General features: G+C 69.2%; 16 protein-coding genes. 1 reads left to right on the top strand and 15 read right to left on the bottom strand.

Annotation, left to right across the window (positions count from 1 at the left end; all coding sequences use genetic code 11):
* Positions 1-9: 9 nt before the first annotated feature.
* Entirely contained in the window at positions 10-1,224 is a 1,215-nt protein-coding gene (locus tag ACQZ13_RS11335) for a glycosyltransferase WbsX family protein (protein WP_431051953.1), read from the bottom strand.
* A 5-nt stretch (positions 1,225-1,229) separates the two neighbouring features.
* On the bottom strand, positions 1,230-2,375 hold the full coding sequence (locus ACQZ13_RS11330; protein ID WP_431051951.1) for a hypothetical protein: 1,146 nt from the start codon (positions 2,373-2,375) through the stop codon (positions 1,230-1,232).
* Between the two features lie 256 nt (positions 2,376-2,631).
* On the opposite strand from ACQZ13_RS11330, the gene ACQZ13_RS11325 reads away from it, so the two are divergent.
* On the top strand, positions 2,632-4,296 hold the full coding sequence (locus ACQZ13_RS11325; protein WP_431051949.1) for an asparagine synthetase B family protein: 1,665 nt from the start codon (positions 2,632-2,634) through the stop codon (positions 4,294-4,296).
* A 28-nt stretch (positions 4,297-4,324) separates the two neighbouring features.
* On the opposite strand, the gene ACQZ13_RS11320 is transcribed toward ACQZ13_RS11325, so the two are convergent.
* The 13 genes from ACQZ13_RS11320 to ACQZ13_RS11260 form a co-directional block, all read right to left on the bottom strand.
* Entirely contained in the window at positions 4,325-5,599 is a 1,275-nt protein-coding gene (locus ACQZ13_RS11320) for an AAA family ATPase (protein ID WP_431051947.1), read from the bottom strand.
* A gap of 36 nt (positions 5,600-5,635) precedes the next feature.
* The gene (locus tag ACQZ13_RS11315; RefSeq protein WP_431051945.1) at positions 5,636-6,868 is read right to left on the bottom strand and encodes an AAA family ATPase; all 1,233 of its coding nucleotides are present in this window, start codon (positions 6,866-6,868) and stop codon (positions 5,636-5,638) included.
* Between the two features lie 221 nt (positions 6,869-7,089).
* A complete protein-coding gene (locus ACQZ13_RS11310; RefSeq protein WP_431051943.1) occupies positions 7,090-8,052 on the bottom strand; it encodes a polysaccharide deacetylase family protein in 963 nt (320 codons plus the stop codon).
* Positions 8,052-9,368 (bottom strand): putative O-glycosylation ligase, exosortase A system-associated, encoded by a 1,317-nt coding sequence (locus ACQZ13_RS11305; protein ID WP_431051941.1) that lies wholly within the window; start codon positions 9,366-9,368, stop codon positions 8,052-8,054. Before ACQZ13_RS11305 ends, ACQZ13_RS11310 begins: the two co-directional genes overlap by 1 nt.
* The gene (locus tag ACQZ13_RS11300; RefSeq protein ID WP_431053193.1) at positions 9,361-10,587 is read right to left on the bottom strand and encodes a glycosyltransferase family 4 protein; all 1,227 of its coding nucleotides are present in this window, start codon (positions 10,585-10,587) and stop codon (positions 9,361-9,363) included. The genes ACQZ13_RS11305 and ACQZ13_RS11300 overlap by 8 nt, the downstream gene beginning before the upstream one ends.
* A 5-nt stretch (positions 10,588-10,592) precedes the next feature.
* Complete coding sequence (locus tag ACQZ13_RS11295) at positions 10,593-11,804, bottom strand: glycosyltransferase family 4 protein (protein ID WP_431051939.1); 1,212 nt, start codon at positions 11,802-11,804, stop codon at positions 10,593-10,595.
* A gap of 58 nt (positions 11,805-11,862) precedes the next feature.
* Complete coding sequence (locus tag ACQZ13_RS11290) at positions 11,863-13,779, bottom strand: XrtA/PEP-CTERM system amidotransferase (RefSeq protein ID WP_431051937.1); 1,917 nt, start codon at positions 13,777-13,779, stop codon at positions 11,863-11,865.
* 24 nt (positions 13,780-13,803) lie between these two features.
* Positions 13,804-14,997 (bottom strand): TIGR03088 family PEP-CTERM/XrtA system glycosyltransferase, encoded by a 1,194-nt coding sequence (locus ACQZ13_RS11285; RefSeq protein ID WP_431051935.1) that lies wholly within the window; start codon positions 14,995-14,997, stop codon positions 13,804-13,806.
* A complete protein-coding gene (gene xrtA / locus ACQZ13_RS11280; protein ID WP_431051933.1) occupies positions 14,994-16,640 on the bottom strand; it encodes an exosortase A in 1,647 nt (548 codons plus the stop codon). Before xrtA ends, ACQZ13_RS11285 begins: the two co-directional genes overlap by 4 nt.
* 79 nt (positions 16,641-16,719) lie before the next feature.
* Positions 16,720-17,991, bottom strand: a complete 1,272-nt coding sequence (locus ACQZ13_RS11275) for a TIGR03087 family PEP-CTERM/XrtA system glycosyltransferase (protein ID WP_431051931.1) — start codon at positions 17,989-17,991, stop codon at positions 16,720-16,722.
* A 10-nt stretch (positions 17,992-18,001) separates the two neighbouring features.
* Positions 18,002-19,060: a FemAB family XrtA/PEP-CTERM system-associated protein gene (locus tag ACQZ13_RS11270; RefSeq protein ID WP_431051929.1), complete on the bottom strand. Its 1,059-nt coding sequence runs from the start codon at positions 19,058-19,060 to the stop codon at positions 18,002-18,004.
* A complete protein-coding gene (locus ACQZ13_RS11265; protein WP_431051927.1) occupies positions 19,057-19,926 on the bottom strand; it encodes an XrtA system polysaccharide deacetylase in 870 nt (289 codons plus the stop codon). The genes ACQZ13_RS11270 and ACQZ13_RS11265 overlap by 4 nt, the downstream gene beginning before the upstream one ends.
* A complete protein-coding gene (locus ACQZ13_RS11260) occupies positions 19,923-21,011 on the bottom strand; it encodes an XrtA/PEP-CTERM system-associated ATPase (RefSeq protein ID WP_088403734.1) in 1,089 nt (362 codons plus the stop codon). The genes ACQZ13_RS11265 and ACQZ13_RS11260 overlap by 4 nt, the downstream gene beginning before the upstream one ends.
* Positions 21,012-21,023: the final 12 nt, after the last annotated feature.

Here is a 21,023-nt window from a genome sequence, read left to right as displayed (position 1 = left end):
CAAGAGGGGTCAGTCCTTGTGCACTGACGCCGCCGTCAAAGCATCACGCGTCGCTTCCAGCAGCGTGCGGCCGTTCACCGCGTCGGGCTCCAGGTGGTTGCCCTCCGCCCATTCATTCCACGCGTTGATGAACACCACCTGCCGCTGCGGCGGCTGATGCTGGCGCGTCCACGCGAGCGCCGCCTCCAGCCAGCGCCGATACCGCTGCGGCGTGTTGTTCATCAGGATGGTCGCGCCGCCGCTGGACCGCCTCGCGCTGTTGTCGAAGCCGGGGCTGACGCAGCGCAGGAACGGATAGTTCGGCGCGGGCTTGGCCAGCACGCCGTCGACCATGCGGTCGTAGTCGAAGAAGTTGTGCTCGCCGTAGGCCTTGGGCAGGAAACCGAGCTTCATCGCCAGCCGCGATTTCCAGCCGGTGAAGTGCTTGCCGCCCAGCTTGCGCCAGTCGGGCGCGAATTCGATCGACAGGTCCAGTCCGACCTCGCGCGGATCCGCGCCGGAGCCGCTGCCGCTCCATTCGAACTGCGCCAGCGTCAACTCTCCGACGCCCTCCTCGCGCGCGATGCGACGCCAGGTCGCCAGCGTGCGCTGCGGATCCGGCAGGTGATCGACCTTGTAGACGATGAACAGCGGCCTGCCGTCGATGCGGATATAGCGCGGATCGCGGAAGTGCGGCAGCAGCGTGCGGATGTGGGCCTCGTCGTCCTCGTCCGAGTAGCGCTGCTCGATCAGCATCTCGCGGTCCTTGCCGTTCCACGCGCGGGTCCAGTTCTCGTTGGCCCAGGCCAGGCAGTACGGGAAGTCGGGCTCGCCGCTGGCGAGGATCTCCTCGACGGGGCGCTCCATCAGGCGCTCGCCGTTGAACCAGTAGTGGTAGTAGCAGAAGCCGCCGATGCCGTGCTCGCGCGCCAGCTCGGCCTGCGCGGCGCGGGCTTCCGGCAGGCGCAGGTCGTAGAAGCCCAGCTCGCCCGGCAGGCGCGGCTGGTAGTGCCCTTCGTACAGCGGCTTGGCCTTGGCGACGTTGCGCCACTCGGTGAAGCCCTTGCCCCACCAGGCGTCGTTCTGGCGGAACGGATGGAACTGCGGCAGCACGATGGCGATGGCCAGCGGATCGTCCGGCGATGACGCCGGCATGGACGACGGCTCCGGGGACTGCACCGACGATGTCATCGTCGACGGCACGGCGTCCGCGCGGTCCGGCGGGGCGAGGGAATCGGGCGTCATGCGGTTCATCGGGAAACGGCTCGAGAAACGGCTTGGGCGTCGGCTTGGGGGGCGTCAACCTGGGAAGCGGAGGCCAACAGCGCCTCGCGCCATTGGGCGGCGATGGCGCGCGTGGAGTAGTCGCGCTCGATGACGGGCATCGCGGCGCGGGCACGGGCGGCCAACGGGGTCGGATCGGCGATGTGCTCGGCCAGGCGGTCCCAGTCGTCCAGCGCGCAATGCGCGCGCCAGGGCTGGTAGTCGGGCAAGGGATCGGCCATCACCGGCACGCCCTGGGCCAGCGCCAGCAGCATGCGGTTGTTGCTCTTGGCCATCGTGAAGGCGGTCATGCGGGCGGGCAGCAGCACCAGGTCCTGCTCGCCGAGCAGCGACAGGAAATGCAGCCGGTCCCAGGGCCGGTAACGATGCGGGAAAGCGGCCCGGCCAAGCAGCTCGCGGTAGCGCTGCTCGGAGTTGCTGATGACCGTCAGCCGCAGCGGCTGGCGCCGCGCGGCGGCCTCCAGCAGCGGCAGCAGCGGTTCGAGTTCGGCCATGCCGCCCGTCGCATACGCGCTGCCGTGATTGCCGAACCACACCAGCTGCCGGGCGACACGGCGTTGCGCGCGGTGCTCGCGCAGCTCGCGCCAGGCGCGCCATTGCCCGGCCCAGCGGCCGGGGTGCATGCGGTGCGGCCAGGATTCGAAGTCGCGCGCGGCGGCCGGCGTCTCGACCGGATCGCCGACGACGCGCACCGGCGCGGCGGCGCGCAGATCCGGCGGCAGTTCCGCTTCCAGCAGCGGCTTCAGGCCGGGCGAGGACACGGTGAACAGCGCGAAGAGCGGCAGCGCCTCGCGGTAGGCAATCAGGAGTTCGGCCCGGGCGGGATCGCCGGACTCGTTCAGGAAGTAGTTGTCGAAGCTGTCCAGCACCAGGCGGACGCCGCGATCGCGGGCCGCGGCCAGTCGCCGTGCCCGCTCGCGCAAGGCGGCGGGCGAGCCGGCGTCGAGCAGCCATTTCGCCTGGACCACGAGCACGCCGTCACCGGGCAGCGGCTGGGCGTCGGACGCCGGATCCAGCACGCGCGACACGAGACCCGAGCGGCGCAGTTCGCGGCTCGGCATCAGGCAACGCAGGCGCACGCCGGCATAGGCCGGGTTCAGCGCGTGAGGCATCCAGTGAATCTGCAAACCGGCTCCAGCGCCCGCCTCCGACAGCGGGCAGGCCGCGATTGTGCGGCATGGTCGCAAGCCTCCCCCCGAAGGCGGCCCTCCAAGTGGGTGGGGTCGGGGACGGGCGTGCCGACGCATTTCCACGCCAGAATCCGGCGGGGGCGCTCCACGCTGCGTGGCGCCCCCTTTTCCTGTCTCACTGCCTCACCGCTTCATTGCCTCACTGCCTCCTGGCCGCATCGCCGGTCCGTACACAACGATGACGACGAGCACCGCCACTTTCCTCTCCACGGGCCAACCGGTGCTGCCGGGCCTGCCCGCCGACGCCCCGGCCGCGCAACGCGACGCGGCGTGGCAGACGCTGCTGTCGGCGAGCCATCCCGCACCGGCGCTGGCCCAGGTGGGCGGACGCTTCTCGGTGGCGTGGCGCCAGCCCGGCGGACGCACGCTGCTGGCGACGGACCGCTTCGGCATCGAGCCGCTGTGCTACCGCATCGTCGGCCATGAACTGCAGTTCGCGACCCGTGCGGACGACCTGGCCGGCGACGACGTCGACCTGGACCCGCAGGCGCTGTTCGACTACCTCTACTTCCACGTGATCCCGTCCCCGCGGACGGTGTTCCGCAACATCTTCCGGCTGCCGCCGGGACACGTGGCGATCTTCGAGCGCGGCGAGCTGCGCGTGATGCCCTACTGGACGCCGACCTTCCGCGCCGATCCGGCACCGAAGCTCGAAGACCTGAAGGTCGAGTTCAAGGAGATCCTGCAGCGCTCCGTGCAGCGCGCCATGCACGCGCCGGACGCCGCCTGCTTCCTGAGCGGCGGCACGGACAGCTCGACGGTCGCGGGCATGCTGAGCCGCGTCGCGGGGCGGCCGGCGGACACCTATTCGATCGGCTTCGAGGCCGAGGGCTACGACGAGATGGCCTTCGCGCGCATCGCGGCCAAGCACTTCGGCGCCCGGCACCACGAGTACTACGTGACGCCCAAGGACCTGGTCGACGGGATCGCGAAGGTCGCGACCCACTACGACCAGCCCTTCGGCAACAGCTCGGCGCTGCCGGCCTACTACTGCGCCCGCCGCGCCTACGACAACGGCGTGCGGCACCTGCTGGCCGGCGACGGCGGGGACGAGCTCTTCGGCGGCAACACGCGGTATGCGAAGCAGACGGTGTTCTCCTGGTACGACAACGTGCCGGGGCCGCTGCGGGACTTCGTGCTGCAGCCGGTGTTCGGTTCGCCGATCGGCAAGCTGCCGCTGCTGAAGAAGGGCGCGAGCTACATCGATCAGGCGCGCGTGCCCATGCCCGACCGGCTGCAGAGCTACAACCTGCTGACGCGGCTGGGCATGGCCGACGTGCTGGAGACTGATTTCCTGCGCCGTGTGGACCCGCTGGGGCCGCAGAAGCAGCAGCGCCAGGTGTGGGGCGGCTTGAAGTCCGGCAAGCTGGTCGACCGGATGCTGGCCTTCGACTGGCGCTACACGCTGGCCGACACCGACCTGCCCAAGGTCGTGGGCACGACGCGGCTGGCGGGCACCTCGGTCGGCTTCCCGATGCTGGACGACGAGCTGCTGGCCTTCTCCGAGCGACTGCCGGCGGACTACAAGCTCAAGGGCCTGCAGCTGCGCTGGTTCTTCAAGGAGGCGCTGCGCGGCTTCCTGCCCGACGAGATCATCGTCAAGAAGAAGCAAGGCTTCGGCCTGCCCTTCGGCGTCTGGGCCACGCGCGACGCCAACCTGCGCGCGCTGGCGGAGGACTCGCTGGGCAGCCTGTCCACGCGCGGCATCGTCCGGCCGCCGTTCATCCAGAGCCTGCTCAAGGAGCGGCTGCCGGAACACCCCGGGTACTACGGCGAGATGGTGTGGATCCTGATGATGCTGGAGCAGTGGCTCAGAGGGCGGCGGCCGAACTACCGGGTGTGAGCCCACCGACCTTCGGCCCCGCCAGACATCAAGACAGCAGCACGGGGAACTCAGCGTTCTGCCCCGCCAGAATGTGTTGCGGGGACTCGTCGTGGTCGCCTCGAAAGTCCGCGAGGGGATCGAGCGAGAGCAGCCAATCCGCTGCACGCTGGTTCTCGAAGGCGAATCCGAGCTCACGCCAGAGAATGCCCCGAGCCACCAATCGGCTGAGGGCCGATTCGATGTCTTCATCTGAACGCTCCGGGTCTTGCGGCGAACCGAGCAACATCTCCATGATCGCGGCGATGCGTCGACGGCACCACGTGGCGTGTGGCGAGAAGCGTGGCCCGGTTTCTGCCATCACGCGCAACAACGCCAGCTCCAGATCGGTGAGCGACCGAAGCTTCGCGACAAATTCCTCTTTGCCCTCTGCAGCGCGATCGGCGACCAGCAACTGGAACAGCTGATCGACCGCACCTTCCGACCGGATATCGGTCCGTCCCAACCGCTTGCAGACATCCATCAGGTCGCGAGGCCGATACAACAGCAGCTCGAAGCCCTTCACCATCAGCTCGGGGTCAAGCCGCAGCAGTCCCGGCAACTTGCCCTTGAGCCAGAAGACGAACTCGGTGCCGAGGCAGGGCAACTCCATCACCGTGGCGTCGAAGAAGGCCTCCTCCTTGGAGGACATCAGCTTCCTCAGCTTGTGCGCATGCGATCCGGTCGCCACGACACGAACGCCGGCTCCCCGCCCGATGTTCAAGTAGTCGGAACAGCGCATGAGGGCAAAGAGTACGTGACGCCCGTGCTCGGTAGCCTGGCTGCGCTGCACTTCGTCGATGACGATGACCAGGCGCTTTCCGGCCTTCTGCGAGAGCGCCTTGAGCAGGTCGAGAACGCCGTCCGTGTACACCGCCTGGGCTTGGGCCACATTCATTTCCAGCCCTCCTAACCGAACGTTCGTCAGCCCGAGGCTGCGTGCCGCGCGCAGCACCAAGCCATCGAAGCGCTGCAATTCCGTCCTCAGCGCATGCAGGATCGCTTGGCCAGGCTCGGCATTCCGGTAAGCCGCGAGATCAATCTGGACGACGTGCACGTCGTGCTCGCTACGCAGCGCAGGCATCAGATCCTCGCGGACGAAGGTACTCTTGCCGGTACGACGCGGACCGGTGAGCAACAGCCCGGACTCGCGAGGGCGTGACATCAGATCGTTCGCGATATGCGACGCGAGCTGCCGACGCGGAAAGATCAGTCCCGCATCGACCCGGTCAAGATCGGAGGACTCCAGAACACGTTGACCGATCGGGGACGACATTTGAAGCATGAATCACCTCCTGACCACCAAGACTTGGCGCGCGGTTCACGCCGCCTCGACCGCACGCTGTTCATGCCCGAACAGCCTCGACAGATCCATCTCCCTGAGCCAGCCGACATGCCGGGCGTCCTCGATGACGTAGATGCGGCGGTGCCACAGCAGTTCCAGCTCCGCGAGTCGTGCCAGCGTGGCGTCGACGCCCTGCATGCTGAAGTCGGGGCGGATGGCCGTCTCGCCCATGAGGGCCAGCAACTGCATCACCCGCTCATGGGAACGCGAGAAGTGCGGCGCGAACTGGTGGCCCATCTCGGCCTTCAGCACGAGGAACGCGGTGCTGAGCGGCCCCGCCGAGATCAGACGCTCCGCAAAGATCCGCTTGTCGCGAGCCAGCGAAGCGTCGACCTTCTCGAACAACGAGCGATCGGCCTCCTCCGCATCAGGGAGATGCGCTCCTCGCGACGCGTCGCACACGTCGATGAAATCCTCCACTCGATGGAACAGGCGTTCGAACGCCTGCGCCATGACCGGCAGGCCGGGGCGCGCGTTCTCCGGCCAGAGCGCGCGCTGCCACTGGAGGAAGTCCTCCCCCATCACCGGCAACGCCCGCGTCCTCGCGCAGAGGAAGGGCTCCTGCTTCTCGCGCACCATGTGCTCGAGCTTGTGCGCGTGCGAACCCGTCGCCAGGAATCGGAAACCCGGGCCCGGCGTCAGCAGCAGGGCGTCGCGCGCGGCCTTCAGTCCATGGAGTGCCACACGCCCCAGCTCCGTCGTCTGCAGACGATGGGCCTCGTCGACCACCAGCACGACACGTCGCCCGGAGAGCTGCGTCAGTCGCCGCAGCGAGGTCGTGAGGGACTCGACCCGGCCGGCGTTGATCTGTTCCAGGCTGATCTCCACGCCGCACAGCCGCACGCCCTTCAGCCCGATGCGCCTGGCCATCCGGACCAGCAGTCCGTCGAAGGCGTCCAGTGCCAGCGCCAGCGCTCGATAGATCGCCAGGCCGGGGTCCATCTTCTGGTCGTCCCAGAGATCGACGTAGATCACGAGCGCTTCGTGTTCGCGCTCCAGCGCGGCGACCAGATCGCCGCGGACGAAAGTCGTCTTGCCCGTGCGGCGCGGTCCGGTCAGGAACAGGCCCGACTTGAAGCTCTCGGACATGAGCTCGCCGGCCACGGTCGACGCGAGGACAGAACGATGGAACAGGCGCGACGGTGCGCTCAGGTCCTCGTTGGATGCGATGGACGACGTGCGATTCGGAACGTTTTCAACTTGCAGCATGGAACACCTCCAGACCACAAATTCTTAGCCCGTCCGAACACGTCGAATTTCAGCGGAGCCGGCGAAACGGGGTCAGTCGTTGCGCCGCGCCCACGAACCGGCGGGAATCTTTTGGGGGTGTTTGTCGACCGACATCCGAAGTTCCATCCCTAGAACTTTGGCGTCCGGAAGCGGTGATTTTCGGCGGCAATTGCAGCGGCATCCGAAGATGCCAGGCGCTGTCAGACGACGGCTGCGGGTCCGCCAATGCGCGCGTTGCGCATCATCCGCGCCGCAAACATCGCGGTGGAGTTGCCCCACGGCGTGTACCGCGGCAGCTGGAACGGATCGGCGCCCGGCAGCGCCACACCCGGCGAGGTGCTGACCGCCGCCTCGAAGCCGAGCTCCCGCAGCATCGCCGGATGTCCGGCGTCGTAGTCGCGCACCGGCCGGCCGTTCGGGTAGGCAAAGCTGCGCACCGGGCGCCCCAGCAGCGCCGCGAGGTGATCGCGACCCGCCTGCACCTGCGCACGCGCACCGTCGAGCGAGAGCGTCGTCAGCACCGTGTGGTCCACCGTGTGTCCGCCGATCTCATGGCCCGCGTCGGCCAGATGCCGGAGCTGCGCATCGGTGAGCATCAGATCGTCCGGCAGCGCGCCGACCGGCTGCGCCGCCAGCATCCGCCGCACCTGCGCATCGCGTTCCTCCGGCGCCAGGTACTTCAACTGCACCTGAAGCGCCGAGACGGCCTTCAGGCGCTCCTCGTCCGTCGCCACCGGATGCACGCCCATGCCGACCGAGGACAGGTCCAGCACCGGTCCCGGCACGCGGCGCACGAACTCGATGACCGTGTCGCTGAACATGCGACCGCCGTTCAGGTAGCCGGTCGCGATGTAGATCGTCGCCCGCGCGTCGTGACGGGCCAGGATCGGATGCGCCACGGTCCAGTTGTCCGCGTAGCCGTCGTCGAAGGTGATGCAGGCCGCGCGGCGCGGCAGGCGGCCTTCGCGCAGTGCGAGCGCCGCGTCGCTGACCGTCATCAGCGAGAAGTGCTTCGCCAGGAAGGACACCTGCGCCTCGAAGCGCTCGGCGTCGATCTCGCCCGGCCGCATCGCGTCGGGCGCGGGCAGCACGCGGTGGTAGATCAGGATGCTCAGCGCGGGCTCGCCCCGCGGCCAGCCGAGCAGGCTCAGCGACGCCAGCATCAGGTGCCTCCCCAGTACGGCGAATGCACGTCGCGCGGCACCTGCCCTGCGGCGACCGCCGCCTTCTTCCGGTCGGCCACCTCCGCGACGACGACGCGGTTCACCACCACCACGATCAGCACGAGGTAGTACGGCAGGTCGAAGTACACCAGGCTCAGGAAGGCCCCGCCCGTGGCGTACCCGATCAAGCCCACCTGGCTCATCGCCGCGAGGTCCCGCGCCCATTGGAGATCGGCGTGGTCCTTGGCGGCGCGGATGGTCGCGCTCGCCAACCGCCAGGTCGTCACGAAGATGCCGACGAACAGGAACAGCCCCATGAAGCCGTGCTCGCCCAGCGCCTGGAAGTAGATGCTGTGCGCCGTCAAGGGCACCGTCGGATCGGGCGCGTATTTCGCGAACACCGCCTGCCCCGCCACCGTGAAGCCGCCGCCGAACGGGAACAGGTCCAGCGCCAGCCGCCACGCCATCTGCCACGCATTGATCCGTCCCATCGCCGACGAATCCTGGTCGTAGGTCTTGATGGTCTCCATGCGGTCGGTCCAGCTTTCGGGCATGAACACGAAGATCAGCGGCAGGGCCACCAGCACCACCAGCGCCAGCGGCAGCTTGTTGCGGCTCTTCATCCACATGAAGAAGGACATCGTCAGGATCGCCAGGAAGGCGCCGCGCGACTGAGAGCCCACCGCCGACGCCATGCACAGCAGCATCGCGCCGGCCGCCAGATGCCGCTGCCAGCGCTTGCTCGCCTGCAGCTGCAGGTAGCGGATCAGCGGCACCGTCATGATGGTCGCCAGCGCCAGCGAGTTGTTGTCCTCGATGAAGGAGCCCTCCGGCCCCCACACCCGCGCCGAGCCGCCCGACAGCACCGTGAACACGCCGCCCTTGATGCCGTAGTACCCGATCGAGATCACCAGCACCAGCACCAGCCAGTCCAGGTCGCGCCGCCGTTTCACCACCAGCAGCGACACCAGCACCATCAGCAGCACCTTGAAGGCGCGCGACCAGAAGTGCATCTCCTTGTCCGGATAGAAGGAGAACAGCAGCGGCGACACGCCGATCCACAGGATCCAGATCGACAGCAGGATGGTCACCGCGTTGACCGGGAACTTCACCAGCTTGTCGCGGTGCACGATCAGGCTCGCGAACAGCGCCAGCGCGATCACCATGGACCACGGCGCGTCGTGCGCGAAGCCGTAGGCCAGCCGGTGCGGGTTCATCACCCCCATCCAGACCCAGCCCAGCACGCCCCAGATCGGGTCCTTGAAGGTCTTGTAGATCAGGGCCACGAACAGGCCCAGCATCAGCAGGTCACGCATGGCGCAGCTCCGGCGACCGCCGCGCGGCCAGGATGCGGTGGAACAGGTCGAGCTGGCCTTGCGTCGTCGCATCCCAGCTGAAGCGCTCGGCGTAGCGCCGGGTCGCCGCACGGTCGCGGGGCGACGCGCGCAGCCGGCGCACCGCTTCGGCGACGCCGGCCGCGGTGCGCGCGGGCATCAGCTCGCCGGCCTCGGGGCTGGCCACCACCTCGGGCGTGCCCCACACGTTGGACGCCGCCACCGGCGTGCCGCAGGCCATCGCCTCCAGCAGCACGTTGGCCCAGCCTTCGCGGCTGGACGCCAGCACCAGCGCGTCGACGCCGACATAGACCTCGCGCAGCCGCGCCTGCGGCAACGCGCCGAGGAAACGCACGCGCGAGGCCACGCCCAGCGACTCGGCCAGACGGCGCAAGGCGCCCTCCTCCGGGCCGGCGCCGGCGATCAGCAGATCCACATCGGGCAGCTCGGCCAGCGCGCCGATGACCAGCTCATGGCCCTTGCGCTCGATCAGGTGACCGACCGAGGCGAGCGTGAAACGGCGCGTCGTCGAGTCGGCGGCCGGTTCGACCGCCAGACCCAGTGCGGCACGCGCCTCGTCCCGACCGGCGGGATGGAAAAGCGTCAGGTCCACGCCGTTGCGCAGCGCGGTCACCTTGGCCGGATCGGCGCCCAGCGCGACCAGTTCCTCCCGGAGCGCCTCGCACACGGTGATCATCGCGTCGGCCTGTCCGGCCGCGCGCAGGATCAGCTTGCGCGGGAAGGCGTGCTGGGGAATCAGGTTGATGTCGGTGCCGCGCGCGGTGATCACCACAGGCTTGTTCAGCGCCCGCGCCACCATCGCCGCGGCGACGCCGTCGGGATAGAAGTAGTGCGCGTCGATCAGGTCGAAGTCGTAGCCGCTCGCCTGCAGCTGTCGCGCCGCGCGCAGGAAGGTCCAGGCCAGCGTGTACGGCGCGCTGCTCATGCCCACCTTGGGCAGGCGCACGAAGCGCGGATGCGTGATGTCGAGCCCGTGGCGAGATTCGCGCGCCGGCGTCGCGGCGAACTTGCCGTACTCGCCGAAGCGCTCGCCCTTGAGCGGGAACCACGGCACCGGCGCGATGACGCGAGACTCCGCCTGCCCCGAGGCGATCAGGTGGCGCAGACGCGTCTCCACGAAGATGCCGTGGCTGGGCATCACCGCACTCGGATACAGCGTCGAGAAGGTCAGCAGCTTCAGCATGCTCAGGCCTTCGCGTCCTCGACCGGCGTCGTCGCCGCACGCACGCCGCGGCCGCTCTTGAGCGCCTGTCCGATCGCCACGACGCGCGCGGCGTTCCCGTGCCAAGTCAGTTGCTGTCGACCGATGGTGGCACGGGCGCCCTCGCCCAGGCGGCGGCGCAGCGCCTCGTCCGAGGCCAGCTTCGCCAGCAGCGCTTCCAGCGCGCCGGACTGCGTCGGGTCGAAGAGCAAGGCGTTGAGGTCGTCGTCCAGCACTTCCTCGATGTTGGGCTGGTTCGGCGCGACGATGGCCTTGCCGAGCGCCAGGTATTCGAAGAGCTTCAGCGGCGACGCATACGCGACGACCGCCGGCTGGAGCGCGATGTCGAAGGCGGCCACGTAGGCCGGCACCGCGTCGCGCGAGACGACGCCGGTGAAGCGCACGCGCTCGCCAAGCTTCAGCTCGCCGGCCAGCGCCTCGAGGTCGGCCCGCGCCGGACCGTCGCCGACCAGCAACAGCCGCGCATTCGCGGGCGCCGCGTCTGTCGCCATCCAGCGGATCACGCGATCCATGCCGTGCCAGTCGCGCACGAAGCCGGTGAAGCCCAGCACCAGCGCGCCGTCCCAGCCGAGCGCGCGTTTCGCGTCGTCGGGCGTCGGCGCCGCGTCGAAGTGTTCTTCGTTGATGCCGTTGGGAATCACGACCAGCCGGTCCTGCGGCACGCCGCGCGCGCTCACCATCGCGCCCAGCACCTTGGTGACCGGCAGCACCGCATCGGCGCCGCGCCAGACGGTGTCCTCGGCCCAGCGCGCGATGCGCGGCAGGGCCAGTCCGCCGAACTTGGTCCGCTCGTCGACCAGCGGGGCATTCACCTCCAGCAGCAGCGGCACGCGCAGGCGTCGCTTGAGCATCAGCCCGCTCAGCAGGAAGAGGTTGTAGCGCTCGTAGATCAGGTCGGGCTGGAAGTCCTTGGCCGCTGCCGCCAGGCGTCGGTAGGCCACCAGCGAATACGCCAGCTCCAGCAACTCGTAGACGAACTTGGGCAGCTTCGCGCGCAGGCGATGCACCCAGCCGGTGTCGTCGCCCATCTTCGCCTTGTCCTCCGGCGCGGACTCGCCGCCGGGCGCGACCACGCGCACCTCGTGGCCGAGCGCGCGCAGCGAGCCGATCATCTCCTCGATGTGGACCGCCTGGCCGTCCTTGGACGCGGTGCGATGGTGGTAGAGGATCTTCATTCGGAGCGGAGGGACATCGGGGACTCAGGGATCACGGGACTCACAGCACTCACAGGACTCAAGCGGCCTCGCGCATCGAGGTCGCGCCCATGACATTGCGCAGGAAAGCGTCGTACATCAGCAGCGTCCACAGCGGCGTGCTGTGGTCGCGGCTGCCGTTCTCGTGCTGCTCGACCATCTGGCCGACGGTCTTGAGGTCGAACATGCCAGAGTCGGCCAGCGGACCGCCCAGCAGCGAGTGGCGCACGCGCTGGCGCAGCGGACCGCGGAACCAGCGCGACAGCGGCACGGCGAAGCCCATCTTGGGCCGGTACAGCACGTCGTTGGGGAGATGCGGTTCCAGCGTCTTCTTGAAGAGGTACTTGCCCTCGCCGCCGCGCAGCTTCAGGTGGGACGGCAGCGTCGCCAGCCACTCGACCAGCGGATGGTCCATCAGCGGCTCGCGGACTTCCAGCGAATGCGCCATCGACGCGCGGTCGACCTTGGTGTTGATGTCGCCGACCAGGTAGGTGTGCGTGTCGATGTACTGGATCAGCGCCAGCGGATCGTCGGTGTTGGCGCGCTGGGCGTGCTGCAGGAACAGGTCGCGCGCGTTGTAGCCGCCCAGCTCCGACTTGAAGCGCGCGCTGTACAGCGGCATGCGCTCGTTGTCGCGGATCACGGACATCGTGTGGAAATAGGCCTCGACCGAGTTGCGCGCCAGCGCCTGGAAGGTCGTCTTCGCGCGGAACACGCGCGGCGCCCAGTCGGCCTTCGGATAGAGCCGGCCCAGCGTGCCGAACAGCGGCTTGCGCAGCCCCAGCGGCAGGCTGGCGCGCATGCGTTCCTCCATCATGTGCAGCTTGTAGCGGCGGTAGCCGCCGAAGCTCTCGTCGCCGCCGTCGCCCGACAGCGCCACCGTCACGTGCTTGCGCGCGAGCTGGCAGACGCGGTAGGTCGGGATCGCGGAGCTGTCGGCATAGGGCTCGTCGTAGAGCCGCGCCAGCGTGTCGATCAGGTCGAAGTCGTCGCTCTGGACGGTCTCGACGTGGTGCTCGGTCCGGTAGCGGTCCGCGACCATCTGCGCGAACTCGGACTCGTTGTACTGCGGGTCGTCGAAACCGATCGAGCAGGTCTTCACCGGGCCGTTGGTCTCGCCGGCCATCATCGCCACGACCGCGCTGGAATCCACGCCGCCCGAGAGGAAGGCGCCCAGCGGCACTTCGGAGATCAGTCGCAGCTTGACCGCCTCGCGCAGGCGGCGGGTCAGCTCTTCCTGCGCCTGGACCTCGTCGATCCTGTTGTCGGTCGTGAAGTTCACGTCCCAGTAGCGGCGCGGCTGGCCCAGCGCTTCACCGCGCTTGATGACCAGCGTGTGCGCCGGCGGCAGCTTGAGGGCCTGGCGGAAGATGGTGCGCGGCTCGGCCACGTAGCCCAGCGCGAAGTACTCCTCCACCGCCTGCGGGACGATGTCGCGCTTCATGCCCGGATGCGCCAGCAGCGCCTTCAGCTCGGAGCCGAAGACCAGCGTGCCGTCGTCCAGCAGGCCGTAGAACATCGGCTTCACGCCGAGCCGGTCGCGCGCCATGAAGAGCTGGTCGCGCGCCTTGTCCCAGATCACGAACGCGAACATGCCGCGCAGCTTCTGCACGCAGTCCTCGCCCCAGGCGGACCAGGCGTGCACGATGGCCTCGGTGTCGCTCTTGGTCTGGAACTGGTAGCCCAGCGCGGTGAGTTCGGCGGTCAGTTCGCGGTAGTTGTAGATCTCGCCGTTGAAGACGATGCCCACCGAGTGGTCCGCGTTGAACAGCGGCTGCTGGCCGGTCGCGATGTCGATGATGGACAGCCGGCGGTGGCCGAAGGCCAGTCCGGGCTGCAGGTGGATGGAGCCTTCATCGGGGCCGCGGTGGTGCAGCGAGTCGTTGATGCGATGCATCAGCGCGCCGTCGAAGTCGCGCCGTCCCCGGGTATCGAAAAGTCCGCTGATTCCGCACATGGTCCTACCCCGCGTCCGTCCGTGTCAGTTCTTGTGGCTGCCGGCATTGTGGCCGCGCAGCGTGTCATACAGGCCCTGGTACCGAGCGACCATGGCCCGCATGCTGAAATCCTGCTCCACCCGCGTTCGGCCGGCTTCGCCCATCGCGGCGGCCCGCGCAGGATCGCGCGCCAGGCGCAGCAGCGCGGCGGCCATCGCGTCGGGCTCGGCGGCCGGCACCAGCAGGCCGCTGACGTCGCGCGTCACCAGGTCCGCATTGCCGCCGACCTCGGTCGCGACAACCGGCAGTCCGCTGGCCATCGCCTCGAGGATGGTGTTGGAGATGCCCTCGGCCAGCGAGGGCAGCGCGAAGACGTGCAGTCCGCGCATCACTGCGGGCACGTCGGTGCGCTCGCCGGGCAGCCAGGCGAGTTCGCTCAGGCCGGCGTCGTCGAGCAGCGCCTGGCACTGCGCGCGCAGCGGGCCGTCGCCGATCAGCACGAGCCGCGCCTGATCACGCAGGTCCGGCGCCTGGCCGATCAACGCGATGAACGCGCGCGTGAGCATCAGCTGGTCCTTCACCGGCGCCATGCGGCCGACGGTGCCGATCAGCCAGTGCGTGGCCGGATCGAAGGGACAGCCGGGGATGGCCTCGACCTGCTGACGCTGGAAGCGCGTCGTGTCGACGCCGTTGACGAACTGGCTCACGCGCGCCGGCGGCACGCCGACCGGACCGGTCAGGTAGTCGCCGAGGTCGCGCGACAGCGCGATGTAGTGCGAGACGAACGGCTTGTAGAAGCGGCGCACCCGCTGGTAGGCGCGGTTGCGGCCGTCGAGGTCGCCGACGTCGCGGCCGTGCTCGCCGTGGATCCGCACCGGCACGCGCGCGGCCCAGGCCGGCAGTTGCACTTCCAGCGCCGCCAGGTTGCGGCTGTGCACGATCGCGGGCTTGAGCGTACGGAACAGCTTGTAGAGCTTGGGATAGAGCCAGAAGCCCTGCCCCGGCGGCTTGTTCAGCGCGTAGCACTCGACATCATCGCGCTGCAGCCGCTTGCGGAAGTCGGTCACCTCAGTCAGCGCGACGATCGCATGGCGGTAGCGGTCCGCCGGCATGTGGTTGATCAGATTGACCACGCCATTCTCGAGACCGCCCGTGTCGAAGCGGTACATCACATGCAGCACCAGCGGCCGCTCGTCGGCGGTCGCCAGCGCGCGCCCGACGCTCAGGCCGGCGCTCATGTCGATGCCCCCGACGCGCCCTGGGCGCCCGGCAAGGAGGTCGAGGATGGCTTCGCCCCCGCGTCGCCATCCCGCACGCGGCGCAGCTGCGCATCGATCGCGCCCCAATGCTGGCGCAGGAACAGGCTCAGGCGCTGCGGCGCCTGCTCGTCGGCCTCGGTATAGACCAGCACCAGCGCCGCGTCGTCGCCGCGGCCCTGCAGACGCTCCAGCGCGCCGCGCACGCGCGCCTGCCAGGCGCTCGTCATCGGACGGCCGTTGATCCAGTACACATGCCACACCAGCATCCGAGGCGCGGTCACCGCGTCCAGCGACGAGGCGCGCACCTGCGTGGTCAGCACCGGGACAGCGGCCGCCGAACCGCCCGTGACCGGCGCGAACTCCGCCTGTCCGCGACCGGTGACGGCCCACTGCTTGTCCTCGGCCGACACGACGGCATTGCTCGAACTCACCAGCTTGCGCTCGTAGTCCTGGTCGCGGAAGTACTGCAGATGCAGGCCGACGCGCGCCTTGTCGGCGCCGACCTGGGCCGGACCGGTGAATTCCTGGTGCCGGGCGACGTTGGCGCCTTCGAAGTCCGGCACCCAGGCGTCGGACGGCACGACCTGGTCCTGCCAGCCCGGCTCCACGAGCACTGCGGGCAGCGCGGCGATCGGGGCCGAGTGTCCTTGTCGCAGCCAGCCGCCGGCGGCGATCGGCAGCGCGATGGCCAGCAGCACGACGACGGCGGCCGTCCAGCCTGTGCCGGCTGCGGACGGCGCGAGATCGCGCGGCGGCGGCACCAGCGGCAGGTCGGGCTGAGCCCAGCGAGCGCCGATCAGGAACATCGCCAGCATCACGATGCCGAAGAACAGCCAGCCGTAGATCAGGTGGTCGACGCCGACCGCGAGCGTGTTGCCCGACAGGTGGCCGATCATCACGATCAGGTAGGCGCGCGCCCAGTTGGCCACCAGCGGCAGGGCCAGCGCGAAGGCGATGAATCCCAGCCGGCGGCGCGTCGAGTGGTAGCTGAGGTAGGCGTACAGCGTGCCCACCATCGCCGAGGCGATCAGGTAGCGCACGCCGGAGCAGGCTTCGACCACCGACCACTGGCCGCTGGGGATGATGAACTGCAGGCCTTCCTGGTAGACCGGCAGGCCGCTGAGTCGCAGCGCGACGACGGTGAACTTCGCGGTCCAGTCCATCAGCTGGGGCAGCAGGAACTCGCCCACCGGCACGCAGAAGAACAGGAAGCCGAGCGGGAAGGACATCTCCCGCGCGACGCGCCACCCCAGCACCGCCGGCACCAGCAGCACCAGCATCGCGACCAGCGTGAACTGGGTGACCGCGTTGATCGCGGCGAAGTCGGCGAACAGCCAGACCGCGCCCAGCGCCACGATGGGCAGCGCCAGCCACGGCACCGGCCGAGGCGTCAGCGGCGCGACCATCGCGCGGCGCCGCCAGGCGAGCCACAGCACGATGGGCGGCACCAGGAAGGCATGCGTGAAGGTGCCGGAGCGCCACCAGATCGTGACCATGCCCAGCGCCGTCTGCCGGTACAGCAGCAGCAAGGCGACGACGAGCAGCACCAGCACCGCCAGCGGACGGCGCCATGCATCGGGAATGCCGCGCTGCTGAAGCGCGGATGAGGTCGTCGCGCTCATGTCTGCCCCTCGTCTGCGTCAAGCCGCAGCCGGTCCCTCGAGGGGACTCGAGCTTGCTTGGGACGGTCCTGCGCTGCGCTCATGCCGGTTGTCCCTGCACGTGGCCGGGCAGATTCCCCGGCGTGTTTCTCTGTCCGTTGCCTTGAGGCAGGTAGCCGTCCAGCTTGGCGAGGTGGGCCTGCCAGCTGAACTGGCGCAGCACGCGCTCGCGCGCCTGCTGGCCGATCGCCTGCGCGCGGGTCGGCGCGCTCAGCAGCGCGTGGACCAGTTCGAGGTAGTCGGCGGCGCTGTCGGCCGACAGCAGGTCCTGGCCGGCGAGCACGCCGTCGGCGCCCAGCGCCTCGACGCAGCTGCGCGCCGCCACGACCGGACGGCCCACGGCCATCGCCTCGAGGATCTTGTTCTGCACGCCGCGCGCCAGCCGCAGCGGCGCGACGACGGCCGCCGCGTGCTGCAGGTAGGGCCGCACGTCCGGCACCGTGCCGGTCACGCGCACCGCATCGCCGGCCAGCGCCAGCACCGCAGGCGTCGGCGCCCGGCCGACGATGGTGAAGCGCAGCGTCGGCCAGCGCTGGCGCAGCTGCGGCAGCACCTCGGCGGCGAACCATTGCACCGCGTCGACGTTGGGCCAGTAATCCATCGCGCCGGTGAAGACCAGCGGCAGCTCGTCTTCGGCGAACGGATTCGCCTGCTGCGGCAGCGGGGCGAAGTAGCCGCTGTCGACGCCGTTGCCCAGCGCCTCGATCGGCGCGCCGGTGGACGACAGGCGCTGGAACAACGCCTTCTCGCCCTCGGTCACGAAGAAGGAGCAGCGCGCCTGCTCCGCGACGCGGCGCTCGTAGGCCAGCAGCTCGCGGCCTTCGCGGCGGTACAGCCACGACATCGGCCAGCGGTTGGCCTTGGCGTAGTCGGTCCACTTGGCCGAATCCACGTCGACGAAGTCGACCAGCATCGGCACCGGGCCGGCGATCTCGCGCAGCTGTTCGGCGTACTGCGCCATCGTCGACGAGAACACGACGATCGCGTCGAAGCGCTGCGTCTTGGCGATCTTGGCGATCCAGTCGCGCATCGCGCGGTGGCGGTAGTACGGCAGGCTCAGCGCCTCGCCGGTCGCCAGGCCGCGCAGGCTGGCCACGCGCGCCAGCAGCGGATTCAGGTCGACGGCGTAGAGCGCCTCGCACTGCGCCTGCAGCGCGGGCACGTGGGCCCAGTCCTCGGCGTCGTCGACGAAGGTGCCCAGCCAGACCTTGTGATGCGCCGTCAGGTGCTTGAGCAGGTGGTACGAGCGCAGCTTGTCGCCCTTGTTGGGCGGGTACGGCAGCCGGTGGACCAGGTAGAGGATGTTGGCCATGGCGGCGTCCTCAGCCCAGGCTGCGCACGATGTGCGGGCCCAGCCAGTTGGCGACGGCGATGGGCAGCTTGCGCCAGGCCTTGATCATGAGCTGGTACTTGGCGTTGCTGGGGTTGTTCTGGGGCACGGCCTCGCGCTTGTAGAGGCAGTACTCGTAGTTCAGCGGGGTCGGCTCGAAGCCCCAGTTCTTCTTGAACGAATAGCTGCCCGTGCCCTGCTTGCTGCGGCCGTAGTCGAAGACCTTGAGGCCTCGGCCGCAGGCGCGGCGCATCAGTTCCCAGTACTTGAAGTCGTTGGCGGCCAGATCGCGCGCGGCGACCGCGTCGCCGGCGTAGTACGGCAGCACCTCGTCGCGGAAGTAGAAGCTCAGCACGCCCGACAGCGGCTCGCCCTGCGGGCTGCTGACGATCAGCACCTCGGCCGCGTCGCCGAATTCGTCCAGCAGCGCCTGGAAGTAGCGCCTGGGCATGGCCGGCGTGCCGTGGCGGTGGACGTTGTCCGCGTAGAGCGCGAAGAAGCGCGAGACGTCGCGCTCGACCTCGGCCTTCAGCTCGTTCTTGATGCCCTTGCGCACCATCGCGCGCTGCTTGCGCGGGATGGCCAGCATGTTGGCCTCCTCGTCCTCGAGGATCTCCTTGCGGAAGGTGACGTAGAGGTCCTGGTGCGGCCAGTCGAGGTGGCGGCGTTGGACGTTGCGCAGCTCCAGGTGCTCGACGCCGAGCTGGCGCGCCAGCGCCTGGGCCTCGCCCTCCAGCGCGGCGGCCGCCTCGTCGTTGACCGCGGCGACGCCGCCGTAGACCGCGAACGGCAGGCCCACCAGCGCGTGTCCGAAGAGCCGGCTCTTGTTCTCGGCCAGCGGCAGCACGCCCTCGATCACGCCGTCGCGCTCGGCGTAGAGGAAGTAGCCCGCATGTCCGAACTGCTGGCGGATGATGCGCTGCCACGCGGCCAGGTGGAAGAAGGTGGCCGACGGGCAGCCCTGCACGAACGCGTCCCAGCGCTTCGCGCCGTCCGCGTCCTTCAGCGCCAGCCGCTTGACCTGGACCGGACTCGTGGGCACCGGGCTCATGCCGCCAACCGCTCGGCGCCCGGGGGCGCGAGGAAGATCTCGTCCATCCGCGCCCAGGCGAAGTCGCCGAGCAGCTGCTCGATGCGCGACTCGGTGCGGCCGATGTTGACGTAATGGCGGAAGCGCGTCTTCGGGTCGATGCCGGGGATGCGCGGCTGCTCCGGATCGATCTCCCACGGGTGGAAGTAGAAGACCGCACTGCGGCCCTCGATCCGGTTGAAGCGCTCGATCATCCAGCGCGACACGCCGTAGGGCAGCAGCCGGAACCAGCCGCCGCCGCTGCTGGGATAGTTCTTCCCGCGCCAGCGCAGCGTGGTCACCGGCACTTCGATCAGGCCCGGACGCACCTCGTAGGCGAAGCGCGGCGAATCGGGCATGCCGTAGTGGTCGTGCTCGATGGGATAGACGCTGGAGCTGTAGCGGTAGCCGCATTCGGCCAGCACGTCGAAGGCCCAGAGGTTGTCCTTGCCGATCGAGAAGCTGGGCGCGCGGTAGCCCTTGACCTCGACGCCGCCCAGGTCCTCCAGCAGCGCCTTGGCGTCGCCCACGTCCTTCAGGAATGAGGCGCGGTCCAGGTCGCTGGCGCGCTCGTGGCCGAAGCCGTGGCTGGCCAGCTCGTGACCGCGCGCGACGATCTCGCGCACGATCTGCGGATAACGCTGCGCGATCCAGCCCAGCGTGAAGAAGGTCGCCTTGACCTGCTTGGCGTCGAGCAGGTCCAGGATGCGCGCGATGTTGCGCTCGACGCGGCACTCGCGCGCGTCCCAGTCGCCGCGGGCGATGTAGGGGGCGAAGGCCGAGACCTGGAAGTAGTCCTCGACGTCGATGCTCATCGCATTGCGGATCACAGGACGGTTGGTGCTCATCGCATCGCTCCCACGAGTTTCTGCAGCAGCGCCAGCGTCTGCTGGTTGATCCGTTCCAGACGCGTCAGGCTGTCCTCGATGCGCTGCAGGCGTGCGTCCTGGTCGTCCAGGTTCAGGCCCGCGAGGCCGTCGGCCAAGGCGCCGAGTTCCCCGTTCAGTCCGCCGCCCGCCACGCGCGAGCGCAGCCGCGTCAGGTCCAGGTCGACCGCGAGGTCGCCGTCGGACGCATCGCCGTTGATCTGCGCGCCATGCACGGCCGGCGCCGTCGCGGAGGCCGATTCGGCGGCCAGGTCCTGCACCACCTCTTCCACGTCGGCCGCGGTCAGGTGCGGGTTCTCGTGCATGAAACCCAGCAGCAGCAGCCGGTCGCACAGGGTGTTGATGCGGCGCGGGATGCCGTGGCTGGCGCGGTGCAGCGCGGTGAAGGCGTCGGCGTCGAAGCGGGGCTTGTCGGCGGCGCCGGCGCACTTGAGCCGGTGCTCGATGTAGCGCTGCGTGTCCTCTTCGTCGAGCGGGCCGATGTGGCAGCTCGCCGCGATGCGCTGGCGGAACTGCTCCATCTCGGGCCGCTGCAGGATCGCGCGGAACTCCGGCTGTCCGACCAGGAAGGTCTGCACCAGCGACTGGTTGCCGAACTGGAAGTTGGACAGCATGCGCAGTTCCTCGACCGCGCGGGCGCTCAGGTTCTGCGCCTCGTCGACGATCAGCAGGCAGCGCTTGCCGCGGCTGGCCTCGCTGACGAAGAAGGCCTCCAGCGCCATCAGCACTTCGCTCTTGGGCAGGTCCTTGACCCGCACGCCGAAGGCCGCGCCGACCAGGCGCAGGGTGTCCTCGGCGTCCAGCTGCGTGGTGACGATGTTGCCGATCACGACGTTGCTGCGGTTCAGGCTGTCCAGCAGCCCGCGCACCAGCGTCGTCTTGCCGGCGCCGATCTCGCCGGTGATGACGATGAAGCCGTCGCTGCGCAGCACGCCGTAGTCGAGGTAGGCCTTGGCGCGGCGATGCTGCTTGCTGCCGAAGTAGAAGCTGGGGTCGGGACTGAGCTGGAACGGCTTGCTGGCCAGCCCGTAGAAGGCCTCGTACATGTCGGTGACTTG

The sequence above is a fragment of the Roseateles sp. L2-2 genome (assembly GCF_050613215.1).
Classification (GTDB): Bacteria; Pseudomonadota; Gammaproteobacteria; order Burkholderiales; family Burkholderiaceae_C; genus Roseateles; species Roseateles noduli.
Note: the sequence above shows the minus strand (reverse complement) of the source record. Positions and strands in the feature narration are given on the sequence as shown.